The organism is Amycolatopsis sp. NPDC051045, assembly GCF_040682955.1.
Classification (GTDB): domain Bacteria; phylum Actinomycetota; class Actinomycetes; order Mycobacteriales; family Pseudonocardiaceae; genus Amycolatopsis.
In genome coordinates this window covers 421,466-435,627 of record NZ_JBFBCC010000005.1, presented here as the reverse complement: position 1 = coordinate 435,627, position 14,162 = coordinate 421,466, and the positions used below count along the sequence as shown (strand labels likewise).

Here is a 14,162-nt window from a genome sequence, read left to right as displayed (position 1 = left end):
CCGAATCTAGGTCCGCGACGCTTCGGCGGGCACCGAAGCGAACGGCTCCAGCACCCCCGGCACGGCCGCCACCGCGAACGCGAGGCCCTCGGCGGCGTCGGCGTCGCGGATCGAGTAGGCGCCCGATCCGGCCGCGGTGGTCGCGGTGAACGTCGCCAGCCCGCGACGGCGCTGGAACACCGACTGCTTCACCGTCCAGCCGAGCACTCCGTCCCGCGCCAGCACGGCCGTGCTTCGCCGGACCGTACCCGCCCGCATCACCAGGTAGCGGCCGCGCGAGCCGTGCCCGAGGCCGCGGTAGGCGTCCAGGGCCAGCAAGAGCGCCACCGGCAGCGCGACGACGGCGAGCAGCCCGCCGAGCACGAGCAGGACGTCGGTGAGCAGCGCGCCGAGCACCAGCAGGACCAGCACGGGGACGAGCGCCGCGAGCACGGCCCAGCGCAGCCGCCGTCCCCGGGCGGCCGGTGGGTGGGGCACCAGCGGGACCTCCGCCACGGGTTCGCCCGCGACCCGCGCCGCCACCTCCCGGGCGATCGCGCGCGGCACGACCGGCAGCAGCGTCTTGGCTTCGGTCTTGCCGTCGTCGCTCTTCATGCCCGTGGCGATGGCGTCCACGCGCGCGGCGCCGGAAAGGCGGGCGCCGAGCGGCTCGACGAGTTCGACGCCGCGCAGGCGCCGTTCTTCGACGGTGATCGACCGGGTCGTGAGCAGGCCCCGGCGGACGCGCAGCGTGCCGCCGGGTTCGCGCTCCAGCCGGTAGTGCCACCACATCTCGACGAACAGGCCGGCGGCACCGGCGACGCCGATGACGATCGCCAAGGCCAGCAGGAGCAGGGTGCTCGCGGGCAGTGGCAAGTCGCCGAAGAGGTCCAGCAGCCACTTCAGCAGCCCGGCCCCGGCGCCGAACCAGTCCGCGACCTTGAACAGCGCACCGAACGCGGCCAGGCCGAGCGTCGGCGCGACGAAAGACACCGGTGCGTAGCGGATCCACCGCGGATCGAGGGTCGCCAGTGGGCCGCCGGCGGTTTCGTGGGCCTCGGCGCGGTGCAGCAGCTCGGTGCGCAACGCTTCGGCGTCGGCCCTGGCCAGCGGGGCGAGGGTGATGCGGCCCGACCCGGACGTTTCGTGCTGCCCGGTGCCGACGGTCAGCACCGCGACGCCGAACGCGCGGTGCAGCGGGTTCGCCGTCAGGTCGACGCTGCGGATGCGTTCGCGGGACAGGGACTTGCGCGTGTGTGCGACGAACTCGAACTCGATCTCCAGGCGCTCGGCCGTGCACCGGAACCGGGTGTACCGCCAGCGGGCGTATTCGGCGAGCACCCCGGCGCCGACGAGGAGCGCCGCGGCCGGGACGAGCCACAGCGACCTGGTCCCGATGGCGATCGGGGTGCCGGCCGAGACGGCGATCCCGGCCATCAGGACCGCGGTGACGCCGAGGGTGCGCCGGTCGAGCCGGCGCCAGCCGGTCACGTCGCGTCCCCGGGCGTGGCGTCCGTGCGTTCGGTCAACCGCTCGGCGACCTCGGCCGCGAGCCGCGCGTCGAGGCCGCGGAGCTTCACCGCGCCGCGTGCCGAGGCCGTCGTCACCGTGACGGTGGCGAGCCCGAAGCGCTGCTGCAGCGGCCCGCGCAGCGTGTCGAACGTCTGGACGCGCGAAAGCGGGGCCACGCGCCACTCCTGCCACAGGAAGCCCGAGCGCACGTAGACCGCCGTGTCGGTGACCTCCCAGCGGTGCAGGCCGAACCACCACCGCGGCAGCACCGCGCACCAGGCCGCGCCGATCAGGGCGATCACCGCAGCCGGGACCAGCAGCCACCACGCGGCCGGCGGGATCAGCAGGCCGAGGACCGCCGGCACGAGCGCGGCGGGCGCGAAGACCAGCGCTCCTTGCGTGCGCCACCAGGCGATCGCGCGACGGTCGAGTGCGTGGCGCGGTGGCCGCAGCCGTACTTTTCCGGTCTCCACCGGACACCCCCGAGGTTGTTTTACAATGCGACCGCATCGTAACGGCGGAGCCCGGGTTTTCGCAATGCGATCGCATGACAACGGGAGCGGACGTGCCGAAACAGGTGGACCACGAGCAGCGCCGGGTGCAGATCGCCGAGGCGCTGCTGCGGCTGACCACGCGCGCCGGGCTGGAAGGCGTCAGCCTGCGCCAGGTCGCGGCCGAAGCGGGCATGTCCATGGGATCGGTGCAGCACTACTTCAAGACGAAGGACGAGATGCTGCGGTTCGCCCTGGAGCACCGCCACCGGCTCCGCAGCGAGCGGATCACCGCGAAGGTGCTGGCCGAGGGACCGCCGACGCCACGGTCGATCCTGCGCGCGTGCCTGGTGGAGATCCTGCCGCGCGACCACGACAGCGAGGCCGACTTCCTGATCGGCGTCGCGTACTTCATCCGCGCCGTGGCGGACCCGGCGATGGCGAAGGCCTTCGGCGAGGGCATGCCGGAACTGCTGGCGTTCTTCGCCGACCAGGTCCGCCAGGCCCAGGACGCGGGCGACGTCCCGGCCTGGGCCGACCCCGAGATCGAGGCGGCCCTGCTGTGGGCGATCGCGGACTCCCAAGGCTCGGAAATCCTGATGGGCCACCGAACCCCGGCCGAAGCGATCTCCACTGTGGACTACTACCTCGACCGCCTCTTCACCCCCTGACCCCGGCGGACGACACGCGCACCTGGACGGACGACACGGCGAGTACGAGGTCCGGTCCCGCGTGTCGTCCGCCTGGGTACGCGTGTCGTCCGGGTGGGTCAGCCGCCGCCGGAGCCGGCCGCGATCGCGGCCGTGCGGGCCGCCTGGAGTTCGCGGATCACCTTGCGCAGGGCCGGGACCGCGGCACCCGCCTGCTCCTCCAGCCGCGCGAGCCGCGCGCGGTGGCGGCGGCGCTCGCCCCGCGGGAGCACCGCGTCCAGCTCGGCCGCCGCGGCCAGCGACGTCAGGGCCGCGACGTCCGCGGGCACCGGTGCGGTGCCGCGCAGCGCCGCCGTCACGTGGTCGTGGAGCGCGGCCGCCGTCGCCACGTCGCGGACCACCGGGCGGCGGCGCGGGAACACCCCCAGCACGCGGGACATCCGCAACGAGAGCACGCCCGCCGCGTCGAGCTGGGCCTCCACGGACTGCAGCGTCCCGCGGGCTCCGCGGCGGACGCAGGCACGCCACTTCCGGTGCGGGTCGGCGGTCAGTTCGGCGAGCAGGTCGTCGAGCACCAGGTGACCGGTGCCGCCGGTGCCGGAAACCACCGGGCGGCCGCCGTCGTCGGCGAGCCGGCCGCGCAGCACCAGGTCCGTCAGCGCCGCCGCGCGGACCAGCTGCGCCACGCGCTCCCGGTCCGGCAGCCGGTTGCGCCCGGTGTCGCACGCCAGCAGGTACGCCCGGGCGGGCAAGGACAGCTCGCTCATCTCACTTCCGTCCCTCATCGTGGAGTCCCCAGTCCACCGGTTCCCCGATGCCGGGCGAAACCGGCGGAGGACGGTGATCGCGGCGACGAACGTTGCGCGCCGGCCCACGGGCCGCAACTTTGGTTGCGCATCCGGGGCCGCGGCCCGCGTGAGCCGTTAACGTGGCCGCGTGACCACCGCCCGGCGGCCGCTGTGGCCCAGCCGCTCCGACGCCTGCTGGCTGTTCGTGGCGGCGTTCGCGTTCGCCGGGCTCAACGTCCTGCTCTACCGGCTCGGCGACGTCACGACCGGCCTGCTCGGCCCGGCGGCCGGGCTGGTGCTGCAGCTGCTCTGCGACTTCTCGCTGGTGCTGCTGTTCCGGTTCCCCGGGCCGGTGTGCGCGTTCCTGACCGCGGTGGCGTTCGCGATGCTCGCCTCCGACACCTTCGCACCCGGCCTGCTCGTGCCGCTGCACCCGCTCGCCCTGACGACGGTGCCGGCGATCACCCCGGTGATCCTGTCCCAGGCGGCGCGGGTGCTGGACCGGCGGACCGTGCTGTGGGTGGCCGGCGTCCTGGCCGTGGTGGCCGCGCGGCCGTGGACGCCGAGCTGGTCGACCACGCCGTTCGGCCTGCTCAACACCGCGCTGCCGGCGCTGAGCTCGCTGTACTTCCAGGCGCGGCGGCAGCTGCTGCAGTCGCTGCGGGACCGGGCGGAACGCGCCGAGCGCGAGCAGCACCTGCTCGCCGAGCAGGCCCGGGCGGCGGAACGGCGCCGGCTCGCGGGCGAGATGCACGACGTCGTCACGCACCGGCTCAGCCTGATGGTGCTGCACGCCGGCGCGCTCGGCGTGACGTCGGCCGACCCGGCCGCGCGGACCGCGGCCGAGGACATCCGCCGCGAGGGCGCGCTGGCGCTGGACGAACTGCGCGACCTGGTCGGTGTCCTGCGCAACGGCGTCGAGTCCGGGCCGCGGACGCTCAGCCCGGCGGAACCCGGCGACCCGGCGCGGCTGGTCGAGGAGTCCCGGTCGGTCGGGGTGACGACGGAACTCGTCGTGGACGGTGATCCGGCCCAGGTGTCGCCGACCGTGGCGCGCACCGCGTACCGGCTGGTGCAGGAGGCGCTGACGAACGTGCGCAAGCACGCGCCGGGCGCGGCGGCGACGGTGTCCCTGCGCTACCACCCGGGTGGCCTGGACGTCTCGGTGGGCAACACGGCGGCGGCGCGTATGCCCGACCCGGCGCTGGCCGGCAGCGGTTCCGGGGCTGGGCTGGCGGGCCTGCGGCAGCGCGTCGAACTGGTCGGCGGGCGGTTCGACGCCGCCCCGGCACCCGGCGGCGGATTCCGGGTCGGTGCGATACTGCCCGCCTACGTCCCCACGGCGGAAGGCACGCACGGTGATCCCGGTGCTCGTGGTCGATGACGAGCCGATGGTGTGCGCGCACCTGCGCACGATCCTGGGCTCGGCGGGCGACATCGAGGTCGTCGCCCAGGCCGCCGACGGCGCCGAAGCCGTCGAGGCCGTGGTCCGGCACCGGCCGCGCGTGGTGCTGATGGACCTGCGGATGCCGGGGGTCGACGGGCTGACCGCGATCCCGCGGATCACGGCGTTGCCGGACCCGCCGGCGGTGGTGGCCCTCACGACGTTCGACGCGGACACCTACGTGCTCCGGGCGTTGCGCGCGGGCGCGGCGGGGTTCCTGGTGAAGTCGACACCGCCGGAGGACCTGATCAGCCTGGTCCGCGTGGCGGCGGACGGCCACACGGTGCTGTCCCCGTCGGCCGCTCGCCGGCTGGTGGCGTTGTCCACCGACAGCCGCGAACGCGGCGAAGAGGCGCGCCGCCGGACGGCGGGGCTCACCGAACGGGAGCGGGACGTGCTGGCCTGCCTCGGCGCGGGACTGTCCAATGCGGACATCGCCGCCCGCCTGCACCTGGCCGAGGCGACGGTGAAGAGCTACGTCTCGCGGATGCTGGTGAAGCTGGACTGCGCGAACCGGACCCAGGCGGGGTTGCTGGCCCACGAGGCGGGTTTGGTGGCCCGTTAAGGAAACAACAGCGGGGCGGCGTGCCAAATCGCCCAGCCGTTGAGCAGGAACCACCCGCCGATCCACAGGGGCGAAGGCACGGCGGTGCGCTTGGCCAGCGCGGCGGCGTCGTCCTTCTGGGTCTTGAACCCGCTCTGCCTGCGGTTGACGACCAGGATCCGCACGCCGTCGAGCTCACTGGTCAGCAGCAGCCAGGCTTCGGTGTACGCGATGCCGGTGCGCAGCCAGCCCGGGGCGTAGCGCAGGGCCGAGTACACGACCGCCCCCACCACGACGATCAGGACGACGGTGAGCAGGTCACGGGCGAACAGCAGCAGGAACGCCAACGCGGCGAGAGTCAGGACGAGTACGGCCTGGACGTGCCCGCGGTGCAGCAGAACGGCCGCGCCCAGCCCGGCCAGCGGCGGCATCGCGTACCCGGCGGCACCGGCCAGCACGGCGCCGAGCCCCGAGTCGTGCTTCCCTTCGACGTGGCCGGAGCCCGCACTGGTGATGGCGACGCGGGAGACGTCACCGCCGGTCAACAGGATCACCAGCGCGTGGCCGCCTTCGTGGAACAGGGTGCCCAGGACATTGGCGTTGCGCAGGAGGCTCCGCCGGCCACTGGGCGGCGTGACGACCGAAGTCAGCGACACCGCGAAGGCGAACAACGCGGTGACAGCAACAACTCCCCAGCCCGGCGCGGGCACGGTCTCGTTGAGCACGGCGACAGTGTCCCTGCGGGCGGGACCGCGGAACCCGTACGGAGACGGTTTGTCCAGGAGCTGTCCAGCCGAGGTGACTATGCGGACGCGGGCGTGTGCTCCGCGTCGTAGGCGTCCCGGGCTTGCTGGACCGAGGACATGTGCCGCCGGGCCCAGCGATCCAGCACGTCCAGCGGCTCGGACAGGTTGCGTCCCAGGGCCGTCAGCTCGTACTCGACCTTCGGCGGGATCGTCGGGTACGCCGTGCGGGTGAGGATGCCGTCGCGGACCAGGCTGCGCAGCGTCTGCGTCAGCACCTTCTGGGAGATCCCGTCCACCCGGCGGCCGATCTCGGTGAACCGCAGCGGGCCGCCGGAGAGCGCGCCGACGATCAGCACCGTCCACTGGTCGCCGATGCGGTCGAGCAGCTGGCGGGTCGGGCAGTTGCGGTCGTACGGGTCGGGGCCCACGGCGCACCTCCTCACTTTCCGCGAGAGAGTAACACGCCGTTCAGGCAGTGGCGGCGGCCAATCCTCCGGCCACCCGCTTGATGAAGGAGCCGAGGAACCACCGGTAGAACCAGCCGGTGCCGGGGATCTGGGGCGTGAACGTCGAGTGCCAGTGGATGTCGGTGCCGCCGTCGCGGGGTGAGAGGTCGACGTAGGCGACGTAGTCCCGCAGCGGCAGGCCGTGCTCCAGCGCATAACCGAACCGGCGGCCGGGCTCGAGCGCGACGATCTTCTCGTACGACCGGACGCCGTTCGTCTTGAACAGCCGGACCGCGCCCAGGCCTTCCGGCTCGTCCGTCCCCGCGCGGACCGACCTCGGCACCAGCCACCGCATGCTGATCTACCACTTCGACTCGAAGGAAGGCCTGCTCACGGCGGTGGCGCGGGAGGTCGAGGCCCGGCAGCGCGCCGCGCTCGCCGGCCTCGGCCCGGCGGACGCGGGCCGCGAGTTCTGGCGGCGGCTCACCGACGAAAGCCTGCGCGCCAACGAAAAGCTGTTCTTCCAGCTCTACGGCCGTGCCCTGGGCGGCACCCCGGGCACGGCGGACTTCCTCGACGGCGTGGTCGAGGACTGGCTCGGCCCGATCGAGGCCCTGCTCGCCCGGTACGGCGTCCCGGAGGCCGACCGGCCGGCCCACGCCCGGCTGGGCCTCGCCGTGGCCCGCGGGCTGCTGCTCGACCTCGTCACCACCGGCGACCGTGCCGCCGTCGACGCCGCCATGGACCAGTTCTTGGCGAGGTACGAAAACCCGTGATGCACTGGCGCCATGCGCTTGCTACTGGGGTTCATGGCGGCCTTGAGCACGACGGCGGGACTCACCCCCGCGGCTTCGGCATCGCCGCCGGAAAGCCGCCCGATCTACGCCTACGACCAGGCGATCCGCGAGACGGCGTGGGTGGAGACCGGCACCGACCACGACCGCGACGGCAAGCCCGACCGCGTCGCCGCCGACGTCATCCGGCCCGGCGCGCACGTGCGCGTCCCGGTGATCCTCGACGTCAGCCCGTACTACGCGTGCTGCGGGCGCGGCAACGAAATGCAGAAGAAGACGTACGCACCGGACGGCACCCCGCAGCAGTTCCCGCTGTTCTACGACAACTACTTCGTGCCCCGCGGCTACGCGGTCGTGCTGGCCGACGTCGGCGGGACGAACCGGTCGTCCGGCTGCTTCGACGACGTCGGGTCCGGCAACGCGGTCGTGAACTGGCTCAACGGCCGGGCGAAGGCCTTCGACGCCCCCGACGGCGGCCGGCCGGTGAAAGCGGACTGGGCCACCGGGGACGTCGGCGCGATCGGCAAGTCGCAGGACGGCGCCACCGCGATCGGCATGGCCGCTTCGGGCATCGCCGGGCTGAAGACGATCGTGCCGATCGAAGGCGTCGCGGACAACTACGCCCAGCTCATCGCGAACGGCGCGCCCCTGGCCACGCCGGAGAACACCGGGTCGTCCTTCACGTACAACGAGCGTGCGGCCGAGCTGTGCCGGCCGTTCGAGGCGGACCTCGAGGCGCGCGCGGGCACGAACGGCGACTACAACGCCTACTGGCGGAGCGTGAACTTCGTCCCGCGTGCCGGGCAGGTCCGCGCGAGCGTGCTCGCCGCGCAGGGCTTCGGGGACTGGGTCGTCGCGCCGAACCAGTTCGCCGCCTACTGGGACGCGCTGGGCCGGGCGGGCGTCCCGCGCAAGGCGTGGCTGAGCCAGGCCGGCCACACCGACCCCTTCGACCTGCAGCGGGCGCGGTGGGTCGAGACGCTGCACCGCTGGTTCGACCGCTGGCTGCTCGGTCTGCGCAACGGCGTCGAACACGAGCCCGCCGTGCACCTCGAAACCGCGCCGGACCAGTGGACCGACGTCCGGAACTGGCCGCCCGCCACGCGCCCGGTGACGTTGCACCCAGCAGGTGACGGCACGCTGGGCCCGATCGGTTCGGGCACGGCGAGCGTCGTCGACGACCCGGCCGTCACCCGCGAGCAGTGGGTGGCCGGGCTGTCGGCCGCGCGGTTCACCGGCGCTCCCCTGGCCACGCCGGTGCGGATCGCCGGGTCGCCGTCGGTGACGATCACCGCGTCGTCCGACAAGACCGCCGCCCGGCTCGGCGTCGCGCTCGTCGACTACGGCCCCGCCGAGGCGCGCAACACCGCGACCTACGGCAGCGGGGTGAAGAACCTCGCCACGCGTTCGTGCTGGGGTGCCGGCTCCGGCGCCGACAGCGCGTGCTTCCTCGACACGGCCGCGGACGTCCTCTCGGCCGGCCACCGGATCGTCGCCGCCGGCTGGGCGGACCTCGGGCACCACGCGTCGCTGCGGCACGGCGAGCCGCTCGTCCCGGGCCGGGCGTACCCGATGACGTTCACCCTCACCGCGCTCGACCACGTCGTGCCGGCCGGGCACCGGCTCGGGCTGGTCCTCGGCGGCACCGACGGGCTGCTGTTCGACCCGGCGCTGCCGCCGCTGGGCGACACGGTGACGTTCGACCTCGCGCGGACGTCGGTCACCCTCGGCCTTACAGAGCCCGAACACTAGGCGGACGCCCTCCGTACACCGTCCGGCGAAAGTACTTCCCGTAGCCCGGAACGAAACGAGGGAGTCACGATGCGAGGAACCACCTGGACGCGACTGGCGCTGGCGGGCTGCGTGAGCGCGGTCGGCCTGCTGGTGGCGGCGCCGCTGGCCTCGGCGCAAACGCCGTCGCCGGTCGCGCCGATCACGCTCAGCCCGGAGGAGTCGCAGCAGGTCTGCTCGGACTGGGTACCGAAGCTGCAGAAGAAGGCCGACAACCTGAAGAAGCGGATCACCGGCGGGCCCGAGATCAGCGGCTCGGTCGCCAACCTCAAGGCCCGCGCCGCCGACCAGCGGGCCAAGGGGCACACCGCCCGCGCCGACCAGCTGGACCAGCGCGCCGGCAAGCGGCAGGGCCGGATCGGTGAGCTGGACGCGGCCAAGCAGAAGCTCGACGCCTTCGCGTCCGCGCACTGCAAGCCGGCCAAATGAGGGGCGCGAGGATCGCGGCGGCGGTCGGGGCCGCCGCGCTCATCGCGCTCGGCTGCTCGGCCTGCCGCGACAACCTGATGGGTTCGCCTTCCCCGGGCGCGCCGCCGACGTCGGAGCTGAGCGGCATCGAGTCGACGCTCAACGGCATCGAGGCCGACGTCGACAGCGATGGCTCGCCCTGACCGGCTAGCGTCTCCCCTCTGAACACGGCGGAGACGGGAGCAGGTATGGGGTCACCGGGACGCGGCCTCGTCCTCGTGGTCGAGGACGAGGCCGCGATCGCCGAGCTGGCGGCGCTCTACCTCAAGCGCGACGGCTTCGGCGTGCACGTCGAGGCCGACGGCGGTCGGGCGCTGGACGCCGTCCGGCGCCTCAAGCCGGTGGCGATCGTGCTCGACATCGGACTGTCCGGAATGGACGGTATCGAGATCTGCAAGGCGCTGCGCGCGGCCGGGGACTGGACACCGGTGCTGTTCGTCACCGCCCGCGACGACGAGCTGGACCGCGTGCTGGGCCTGGAGATCGGCGCGGACGACTACCTCACCAAGCCGTTCAGCCCGCGCGAACTGGCGGCCCGGGTCCGGACGGTGCTGCGTCGCGCCTCGGGGACGACGCCGGCCGCGGAGACGTTCGCGGTGGGCGGCGCGCGCGTCGACGTCACCAGCCGGCGCGCGTGGGCGGGAGACGTCGAGGTTTCGCTGACGTCGACGGAGTTCGACCTCCTCACGCACCTGCTCCGGCACCCGGGGCAGGTGCTTTCGCGCGATCAGCTGCTCAGCGCCGTCTGGGGGTACGCCGCGGCGGCGGGCACACGCACGGTGGACGTCCACGTCGCGCAGCTGCGGGCGAAACTCGGCCCGTCGAGTCCGATCAGGACGGTGCGGGGCACCGGCTACGCGGCGGACCCGGCATGAGAGGCACTCTCGCCGGCCGGATCACGCTGGTGTGCCTCGCGGTCGCGGGGGTCGCGGTGATCGTGGCGGGTCTGGTCGCGTCCCGGCTGATCCGGACCACGGCGGACAACGTGCTGCAGTCTTCGCTGGCCGCGCAGGCCGACGTCGTCGCGTCGCAACTGGACGAAACGGGCATCGGCAACCGGCTGGGCGTCGGCAAGGTCGCGGACGTCGTGCGCGGGCAGGGCATCTCGGTGGTCGTCCGCCGGGCGGGCGGACAGGCGCTCGGGGAAGCCGTCGCCGTCCAAGCCGCGGTCAAGGCCGGGCTCGGTGCGGACGAGTCCCAGCGCGTCACGGTGGCGGGCTCGCAGTACCTGGTCGAGACGCGGGTGGTCGGCGCGCGCGGGGCGGCGTTCGCGCTGGTCCTGCCGGCGCGGAACGCCCAAGCGACGCAACGGGCGCTGGTGCGCAACATCCTGCTGGCGCTGGCCATCGGGCTGCTGGTGGCGGCGCTCGCGGGGTTCGTCTCGGGCCGGCTGCTGGGCCGTCCGCTGCGCCGGGCCGCGGCGGCCGCGGGCTCACTGCGGGCGGGGCGGCGGGACGTGCGGGTGCCGGTGCAGGGGCCGCGTGAAGTGGCGGAGGTGGCCGGATCGCTGAACTCGCTGGCCGACGCGCTGGCCGTGAGCGAGGCGCGGCAGCGGGAGTTCCTGCTGTCGGTGTCGCACGAGCTGCGGACCCCGCTGACGGCGGTGACGGGTTTCGCCGAGGCGATCGCGGACGGCGTCGCTTCCGGTCCCGACGCCGTCCGGGCCGGGCAGACCATCCAGCGGGAGGCGGTGCGGCTCGAGCGGCTGGTCACGGACCTGCTGGAACTGGCCCGGCTGGGCGCGGACGAGTTCCGCCTCGACGTCGCTTCGCTGGATTTGGGCGCACTGGTCCGCGACTGCGCGGAGGTCTGGCGGCTGCGGTGCGAGCGGGAGGACGTCCGTCTTTCCGTCGCGGCCCCTCCCGGCCCGGTGCCGGTACTCGCGGACGCGCGCCGGTTGCGTCAGGTGGTCGACGGCCTGGCGGAGAACGCCCTGCGCGTCACGCCCGCGGGTGCACCGATGGTGTTCTCGCTCACAGTGTCCGATTCCGCGGCCTCGCTGGCGGTCCGCGACGGCGGTCCCGGCCTGGCCCCGGAGGACTACCCGGTGGCGTTCGAGCGCGGGGTGCTGAACGCCCGCTACCGCGACCGCCGCCCGGTCGGCTCGGGCATCGGCCTGGCCTTGGTCCACGGCCTGGTCACCCGCATGGGTGGCACCCTCACCGCCGGCCCGGCTCCCGAGGGCGGCGCCGCGTTCACGATCACGTTCCCCATCACCCGCCCCTGACGGGTTCGCCGGTCCGGTATCCGGGACTCGCGTGCTTGGAGGCGGGACTCGCGTGATTGGGGACGGAACTGGGGCTGGGGGGGTGGCTCGTTAGGGTCGGGGGATGGAGATGCTGCACCTGCGCTACTTCGTCGCGGTCGCCGAGGAACTGAACTTTTCCGCGGCCGCGCGGAAGCTGCACATGGCCGCGTCGCCACTGTCACAGCGGATCAAGGACCTCGAGCACGAGCTGGGGCAGCAGCTGTTCGACCGCAGCACCCACCACGTCACCCTCACCGACGCCGGGGCCGCGCTGCTGCCGCTCGCCCGGGACGTCCTCGAGCAGGTCAACGCCATCCCGTGGAAGCTGGCCGAGGCGACCACGCCGCAGCGCAGCACCGTCTTCCTCGGCATGCCCGCCGGCGTGCACCCCGACCTGCGGGAGCGCGTCAACGCCCTCGCCGAGCGCGTCAAGGCGCGGTACGAGCTCAAGCGCTGGCCCGGCACCACCGCCGACCTCGTGCAGGGCGTGCACGACGGGAAACTGGCGCTCACCCTCGCCCGGCTGCCGGTCACCGATCCCGCGCTGGAACAGCTGCCCGTGATGACCGAACGGCTCGGCGCGGTCGTGCCGGCCGACCTGTTCGCCGGCCGGGAGTCCGTCAGCCTGGCCGAGCTGACCGAATTCCCGTACGTGGCCTCACCTGGGGAAATCGTTCCCGCCTATTTCGAGCAACTGGACCACCAATTGAGCGAACTCGGCGTCAGGAAACGCATCCGGCTGACCAACACCGGCTACGGCGGGACGTCCGAAATCATTTCCAGCGGTGAGGCGTTTTCCATTTCCATGCTCGACGACAAGAGCCCGATGCACGGCTACCGGCTCGACAACGTCACCGTGCTGCCGTTCACCGATTTCCGGCCCCAGCTGGACACCGGCCTGCTCTGGCGGCGCGACCGCACCGAGGGCGACCTGCACGAACTCGTCGAGGCCGCAAAAGAGATCTTCGCGGAGCCACTCAGCAGCTGACAGAATGGTATGACCGCTGCGGTCATACCATTGTTCGCATCATGATCATTCCCTTTTGCCGCGCGCACTACTAACTTCGGTTGTAGAGCGACACAGCAAGGTGCGAAAGGACGAATGATGACGGACATCACCGACACCACGACCGGCCCGCTGGACGGCGTGCGCGTGATCGACCTCTCGACCGTGGTCATGGGCCCGTACGCGGCCCAGATCCTCGGTGACCTGGGCGCCGACGTGATCAAGATCGAATCCCCCGCGGACACCGTGCGGGTCGGCGAGTACCGCACCACGCCGGGCATGACCGCGCTGAACCTGAACGTCAACCGCAACAAGCGCAGCGTGGCCCTCAACCTCAAGGACGAGGCCGAGCGCGAGCAGGCGCTCAAGCTGATCGACACCGCCGACGTGCTGATCACCAACATGCGCCCCGGCGCGCTGGCGCGGCTCGGCCTGAACTACGCCGACGTCGCCGAGCGCAACCCCGGCCTGGTCTACGCCCACGCGCAGGGCTTCCGCAGCGACTCCGACCGCGCCGGGAACGCCGCCTACGACGAGACCGTGCAGGCCTCCTCCGGCCTGGTCGACGTGGCCAACCGCGCGCTCGGCGAGCCGGTCTACCTGCCGACGATCATCGGCGACAAGGTGTCGTCGCTGACCATCGCCTACAGCGTGCTCGCCGCACTGGTCCACCGCGACAAGACCGGCCGGGGCCAGCAGATCGAAATCCCGATGACCGACACGCTGATCGCGTTCAACCTGGTCGAGCACCTCGCCGGGCACACGTTCGAGCCGGCCGAGGGCCCCACCGGCTTCGCGCTGTCGATGACGAAGGGCCACGCCGCGGTCCGCACCAAGGACGGCCTCGCCTGCGTGATCCCCTACAACCCGCAGAACTTCCGCGACTTCTTCGCCGCGGCCGAGCGCCCGGACCTCGCCGCGGATCCGCGGGTGAACGGCGACGCCATCAACCGCGCCGACAACGCATGGCTGAGCGAGCAGATCGCGGTGTGCGCCCCGGCGCTGACCACCGAGGAGTGGGCCGAGGTGTGCGCCAAGCACAGCATCCCGATGGCCCCGGTGCTGGAACTGGACCAAGCGCACGAGGACCCCTACGTCCGCGACGGCCACCTGCTGGACACCGTCGAGCACCCGAGCGAGGGCGCCATCCGCACGGTCGGCATCCCGGTGAAGTTCTCCGCGACGCCCGGCTCGATCCGCCGCCTGGCCCCGCTGCCCGGCCAGGACACCGCCGAAGTCCTCGCGGAACTCTGAA

Annotated in this window: 17 protein-coding genes; 11 read left to right on the top strand and 6 right to left on the bottom strand. The window is 73.0% G+C overall.

The genetic code is table 11. From position 1 onward, the window contains the following. Positions 1-6: 6 nt before the first annotated feature. Entirely contained in the window at positions 7-1,470 is a 1,464-nt protein-coding gene (locus AB0M80_RS15915) for a PH domain-containing protein (protein WP_364564561.1), read from the bottom strand. Further along, positions 1,467-1,964, bottom strand: a complete 498-nt coding sequence (locus AB0M80_RS15910; RefSeq protein ID WP_364564558.1) for a PH domain-containing protein — start codon at positions 1,962-1,964, stop codon at positions 1,467-1,469. The genes AB0M80_RS15915 and AB0M80_RS15910 overlap by 4 nt, the downstream gene beginning before the upstream one ends. Positions 1,965-2,056: 92 nt before the next feature. Here AB0M80_RS15910 and AB0M80_RS15905 point away from each other — a divergent pair, with 92 nt between their 5' ends. Then, on the top strand, positions 2,057-2,653 hold the full coding sequence (locus AB0M80_RS15905) for a TetR/AcrR family transcriptional regulator (RefSeq protein ID WP_364564556.1): 597 nt from the start codon (positions 2,057-2,059) through the stop codon (positions 2,651-2,653). A gap of 98 nt (positions 2,654-2,751) precedes the next feature. Here AB0M80_RS15905 and AB0M80_RS15900 read toward each other — a convergent pair whose 3' ends face one another. Further along, entirely contained in the window at positions 2,752-3,399 is a 648-nt protein-coding gene (locus tag AB0M80_RS15900; protein WP_364564553.1) for a GPP34 family phosphoprotein, read from the bottom strand. Between the two features lie 169 nt (positions 3,400-3,568). On the opposite strand from AB0M80_RS15900, the gene AB0M80_RS15895 reads away from it, so the two are divergent. Both AB0M80_RS15895 and AB0M80_RS15890 read left to right on the top strand, forming a co-directional pair. Beyond that, positions 3,569-4,804: a histidine kinase gene (locus tag AB0M80_RS15895; RefSeq protein ID WP_364564550.1), complete on the top strand. Its 1,236-nt coding sequence runs from the start codon at positions 3,569-3,571 to the stop codon at positions 4,802-4,804. After that, entirely contained in the window at positions 4,779-5,429 is a 651-nt protein-coding gene (locus AB0M80_RS15890) for a response regulator transcription factor (protein WP_364564548.1), read from the top strand. The genes AB0M80_RS15895 and AB0M80_RS15890 overlap by 26 nt, the downstream gene beginning before the upstream one ends. Here AB0M80_RS15890 and AB0M80_RS15885 read toward each other — a convergent pair. From AB0M80_RS15885 to AB0M80_RS15875, 3 genes are all read right to left on the bottom strand, one after another. After that, a complete protein-coding gene (locus tag AB0M80_RS15885) occupies positions 5,426-6,133 on the bottom strand; it encodes a M50 family metallopeptidase (RefSeq protein ID WP_364564545.1) in 708 nt (235 codons plus the stop codon). The two genes, AB0M80_RS15890 and AB0M80_RS15885, sit on opposite strands and share 4 nt — an antisense overlap. A 77-nt stretch (positions 6,134-6,210) precedes the next feature. Further along, positions 6,211-6,582, bottom strand: coding sequence for a helix-turn-helix domain-containing protein (locus AB0M80_RS15880; RefSeq protein ID WP_364564542.1), 372 nt, complete (start codon positions 6,580-6,582; stop codon positions 6,211-6,213). A 40-nt stretch (positions 6,583-6,622) separates the two neighbouring features. Beyond that, a complete protein-coding gene (locus AB0M80_RS15875) occupies positions 6,623-6,955 on the bottom strand; it encodes an SRPBCC family protein (RefSeq protein WP_364564540.1) in 333 nt (110 codons plus the stop codon). Here AB0M80_RS15875 and AB0M80_RS15870 point away from each other — a divergent pair. The 8 genes from AB0M80_RS15870 to AB0M80_RS15835 all read left to right on the top strand — a co-directional run bounded on the left by AB0M80_RS15870 (position 6,954) and on the right by AB0M80_RS15835 (position 14,161). After that, positions 6,954-7,376 carry a TetR/AcrR family transcriptional regulator gene (locus AB0M80_RS15870; protein ID WP_364564537.1) on the top strand — a complete coding sequence of 141 codons (423 nt, stop codon included), beginning with the start codon at positions 6,954-6,956 and terminating at the stop codon, positions 7,374-7,376. The genes AB0M80_RS15875 and AB0M80_RS15870 overlap by 2 nt on opposite strands. Positions 7,377-7,388: 12 nt before the next feature. After that, a complete protein-coding gene (locus tag AB0M80_RS15865; RefSeq protein ID WP_364564534.1) occupies positions 7,389-9,146 on the top strand; it encodes a CocE/NonD family hydrolase in 1,758 nt (585 codons plus the stop codon). Positions 9,147-9,215: 69 nt separating this feature from the next. Continuing rightward, the gene (locus AB0M80_RS15860) at positions 9,216-9,614 is read left to right on the top strand and encodes a hypothetical protein (RefSeq protein ID WP_364564531.1); all 399 of its coding nucleotides are present in this window, start codon (positions 9,216-9,218) and stop codon (positions 9,612-9,614) included. Beyond that, the gene (locus tag AB0M80_RS15855; RefSeq protein WP_364564529.1) at positions 9,611-9,796 is read left to right on the top strand and encodes a hypothetical protein; all 186 of its coding nucleotides are present in this window, start codon (positions 9,611-9,613) and stop codon (positions 9,794-9,796) included. Before AB0M80_RS15860 ends, AB0M80_RS15855 begins: the two co-directional genes overlap by 4 nt. A gap of 45 nt (positions 9,797-9,841) precedes the next feature. Then, complete coding sequence (locus tag AB0M80_RS15850) at positions 9,842-10,528, top strand: response regulator transcription factor (RefSeq protein WP_364564526.1); 687 nt, start codon at positions 9,842-9,844, stop codon at positions 10,526-10,528. Then, positions 10,525-11,880 carry a HAMP domain-containing sensor histidine kinase gene (locus AB0M80_RS15845; RefSeq protein ID WP_364564523.1) on the top strand — a complete coding sequence of 452 codons (1,356 nt, stop codon included), beginning with the start codon at positions 10,525-10,527 and terminating at the stop codon, positions 11,878-11,880. The genes AB0M80_RS15850 and AB0M80_RS15845 overlap by 4 nt, the downstream gene beginning before the upstream one ends. A 103-nt stretch (positions 11,881-11,983) precedes the next feature. Beyond that, a complete protein-coding gene (locus AB0M80_RS15840; protein ID WP_364564520.1) occupies positions 11,984-12,889 on the top strand; it encodes a LysR family transcriptional regulator in 906 nt (301 codons plus the stop codon). 117 nt (positions 12,890-13,006) lie between these two features. Next, on the top strand, positions 13,007-14,161 hold the full coding sequence (locus tag AB0M80_RS15835) for a CoA transferase (protein ID WP_364564518.1): 1,155 nt from the start codon (positions 13,007-13,009) through the stop codon (positions 14,159-14,161). Position 14,162: the final 1 nt, after the last annotated feature.

What these genes read in the sequence shown, in the direction of transcription:
- AB0M80_RS15870 (WP_364564537.1), top strand. Translation starts at nt 6,954, where the DNA reads ATGCTGATCTACCACTTCGACTCGAAGGAAGGCCTGCTCACGGCGGTG.
- AB0M80_RS15835 (WP_364564518.1), top strand. Translation starts at nt 13,007, where the DNA reads ATGACGGACATCACCGACACCACGACCGGCCCGCTGGACGGCGTGCGC.
- AB0M80_RS15875 (WP_364564540.1), bottom strand. Translation starts at nt 6,955, where the DNA reads ATGCGGTGGCTGGTGCCGAGGTCGGTCCGCGCGGGGACGGACGAGCCG.
- AB0M80_RS15860 (WP_364564531.1), top strand. Translation starts at nt 9,216, where the DNA reads ATGCGAGGAACCACCTGGACGCGACTGGCGCTGGCGGGCTGCGTGAGC.
- AB0M80_RS15855 (WP_364564529.1), top strand. Translation starts at nt 9,611, where the DNA reads ATGAGGGGCGCGAGGATCGCGGCGGCGGTCGGGGCCGCCGCGCTCATC.
- AB0M80_RS15840 (WP_364564520.1), top strand. Translation starts at nt 11,984, where the DNA reads ATGGAGATGCTGCACCTGCGCTACTTCGTCGCGGTCGCCGAGGAACTG.
- AB0M80_RS15850 (WP_364564526.1), top strand. Translation starts at nt 9,842, where the DNA reads ATGGGGTCACCGGGACGCGGCCTCGTCCTCGTGGTCGAGGACGAGGCC.
- AB0M80_RS15845 (WP_364564523.1), top strand. Translation starts at nt 10,525, where the DNA reads ATGAGAGGCACTCTCGCCGGCCGGATCACGCTGGTGTGCCTCGCGGTC.
- AB0M80_RS15865 (WP_364564534.1), top strand. Translation starts at nt 7,389, where the DNA reads ATGCGCTTGCTACTGGGGTTCATGGCGGCCTTGAGCACGACGGCGGGA.
- AB0M80_RS15900 (WP_364564553.1), bottom strand. Translation starts at nt 3,399, where the DNA reads ATGAGCGAGCTGTCCTTGCCCGCCCGGGCGTACCTGCTGGCGTGCGAC.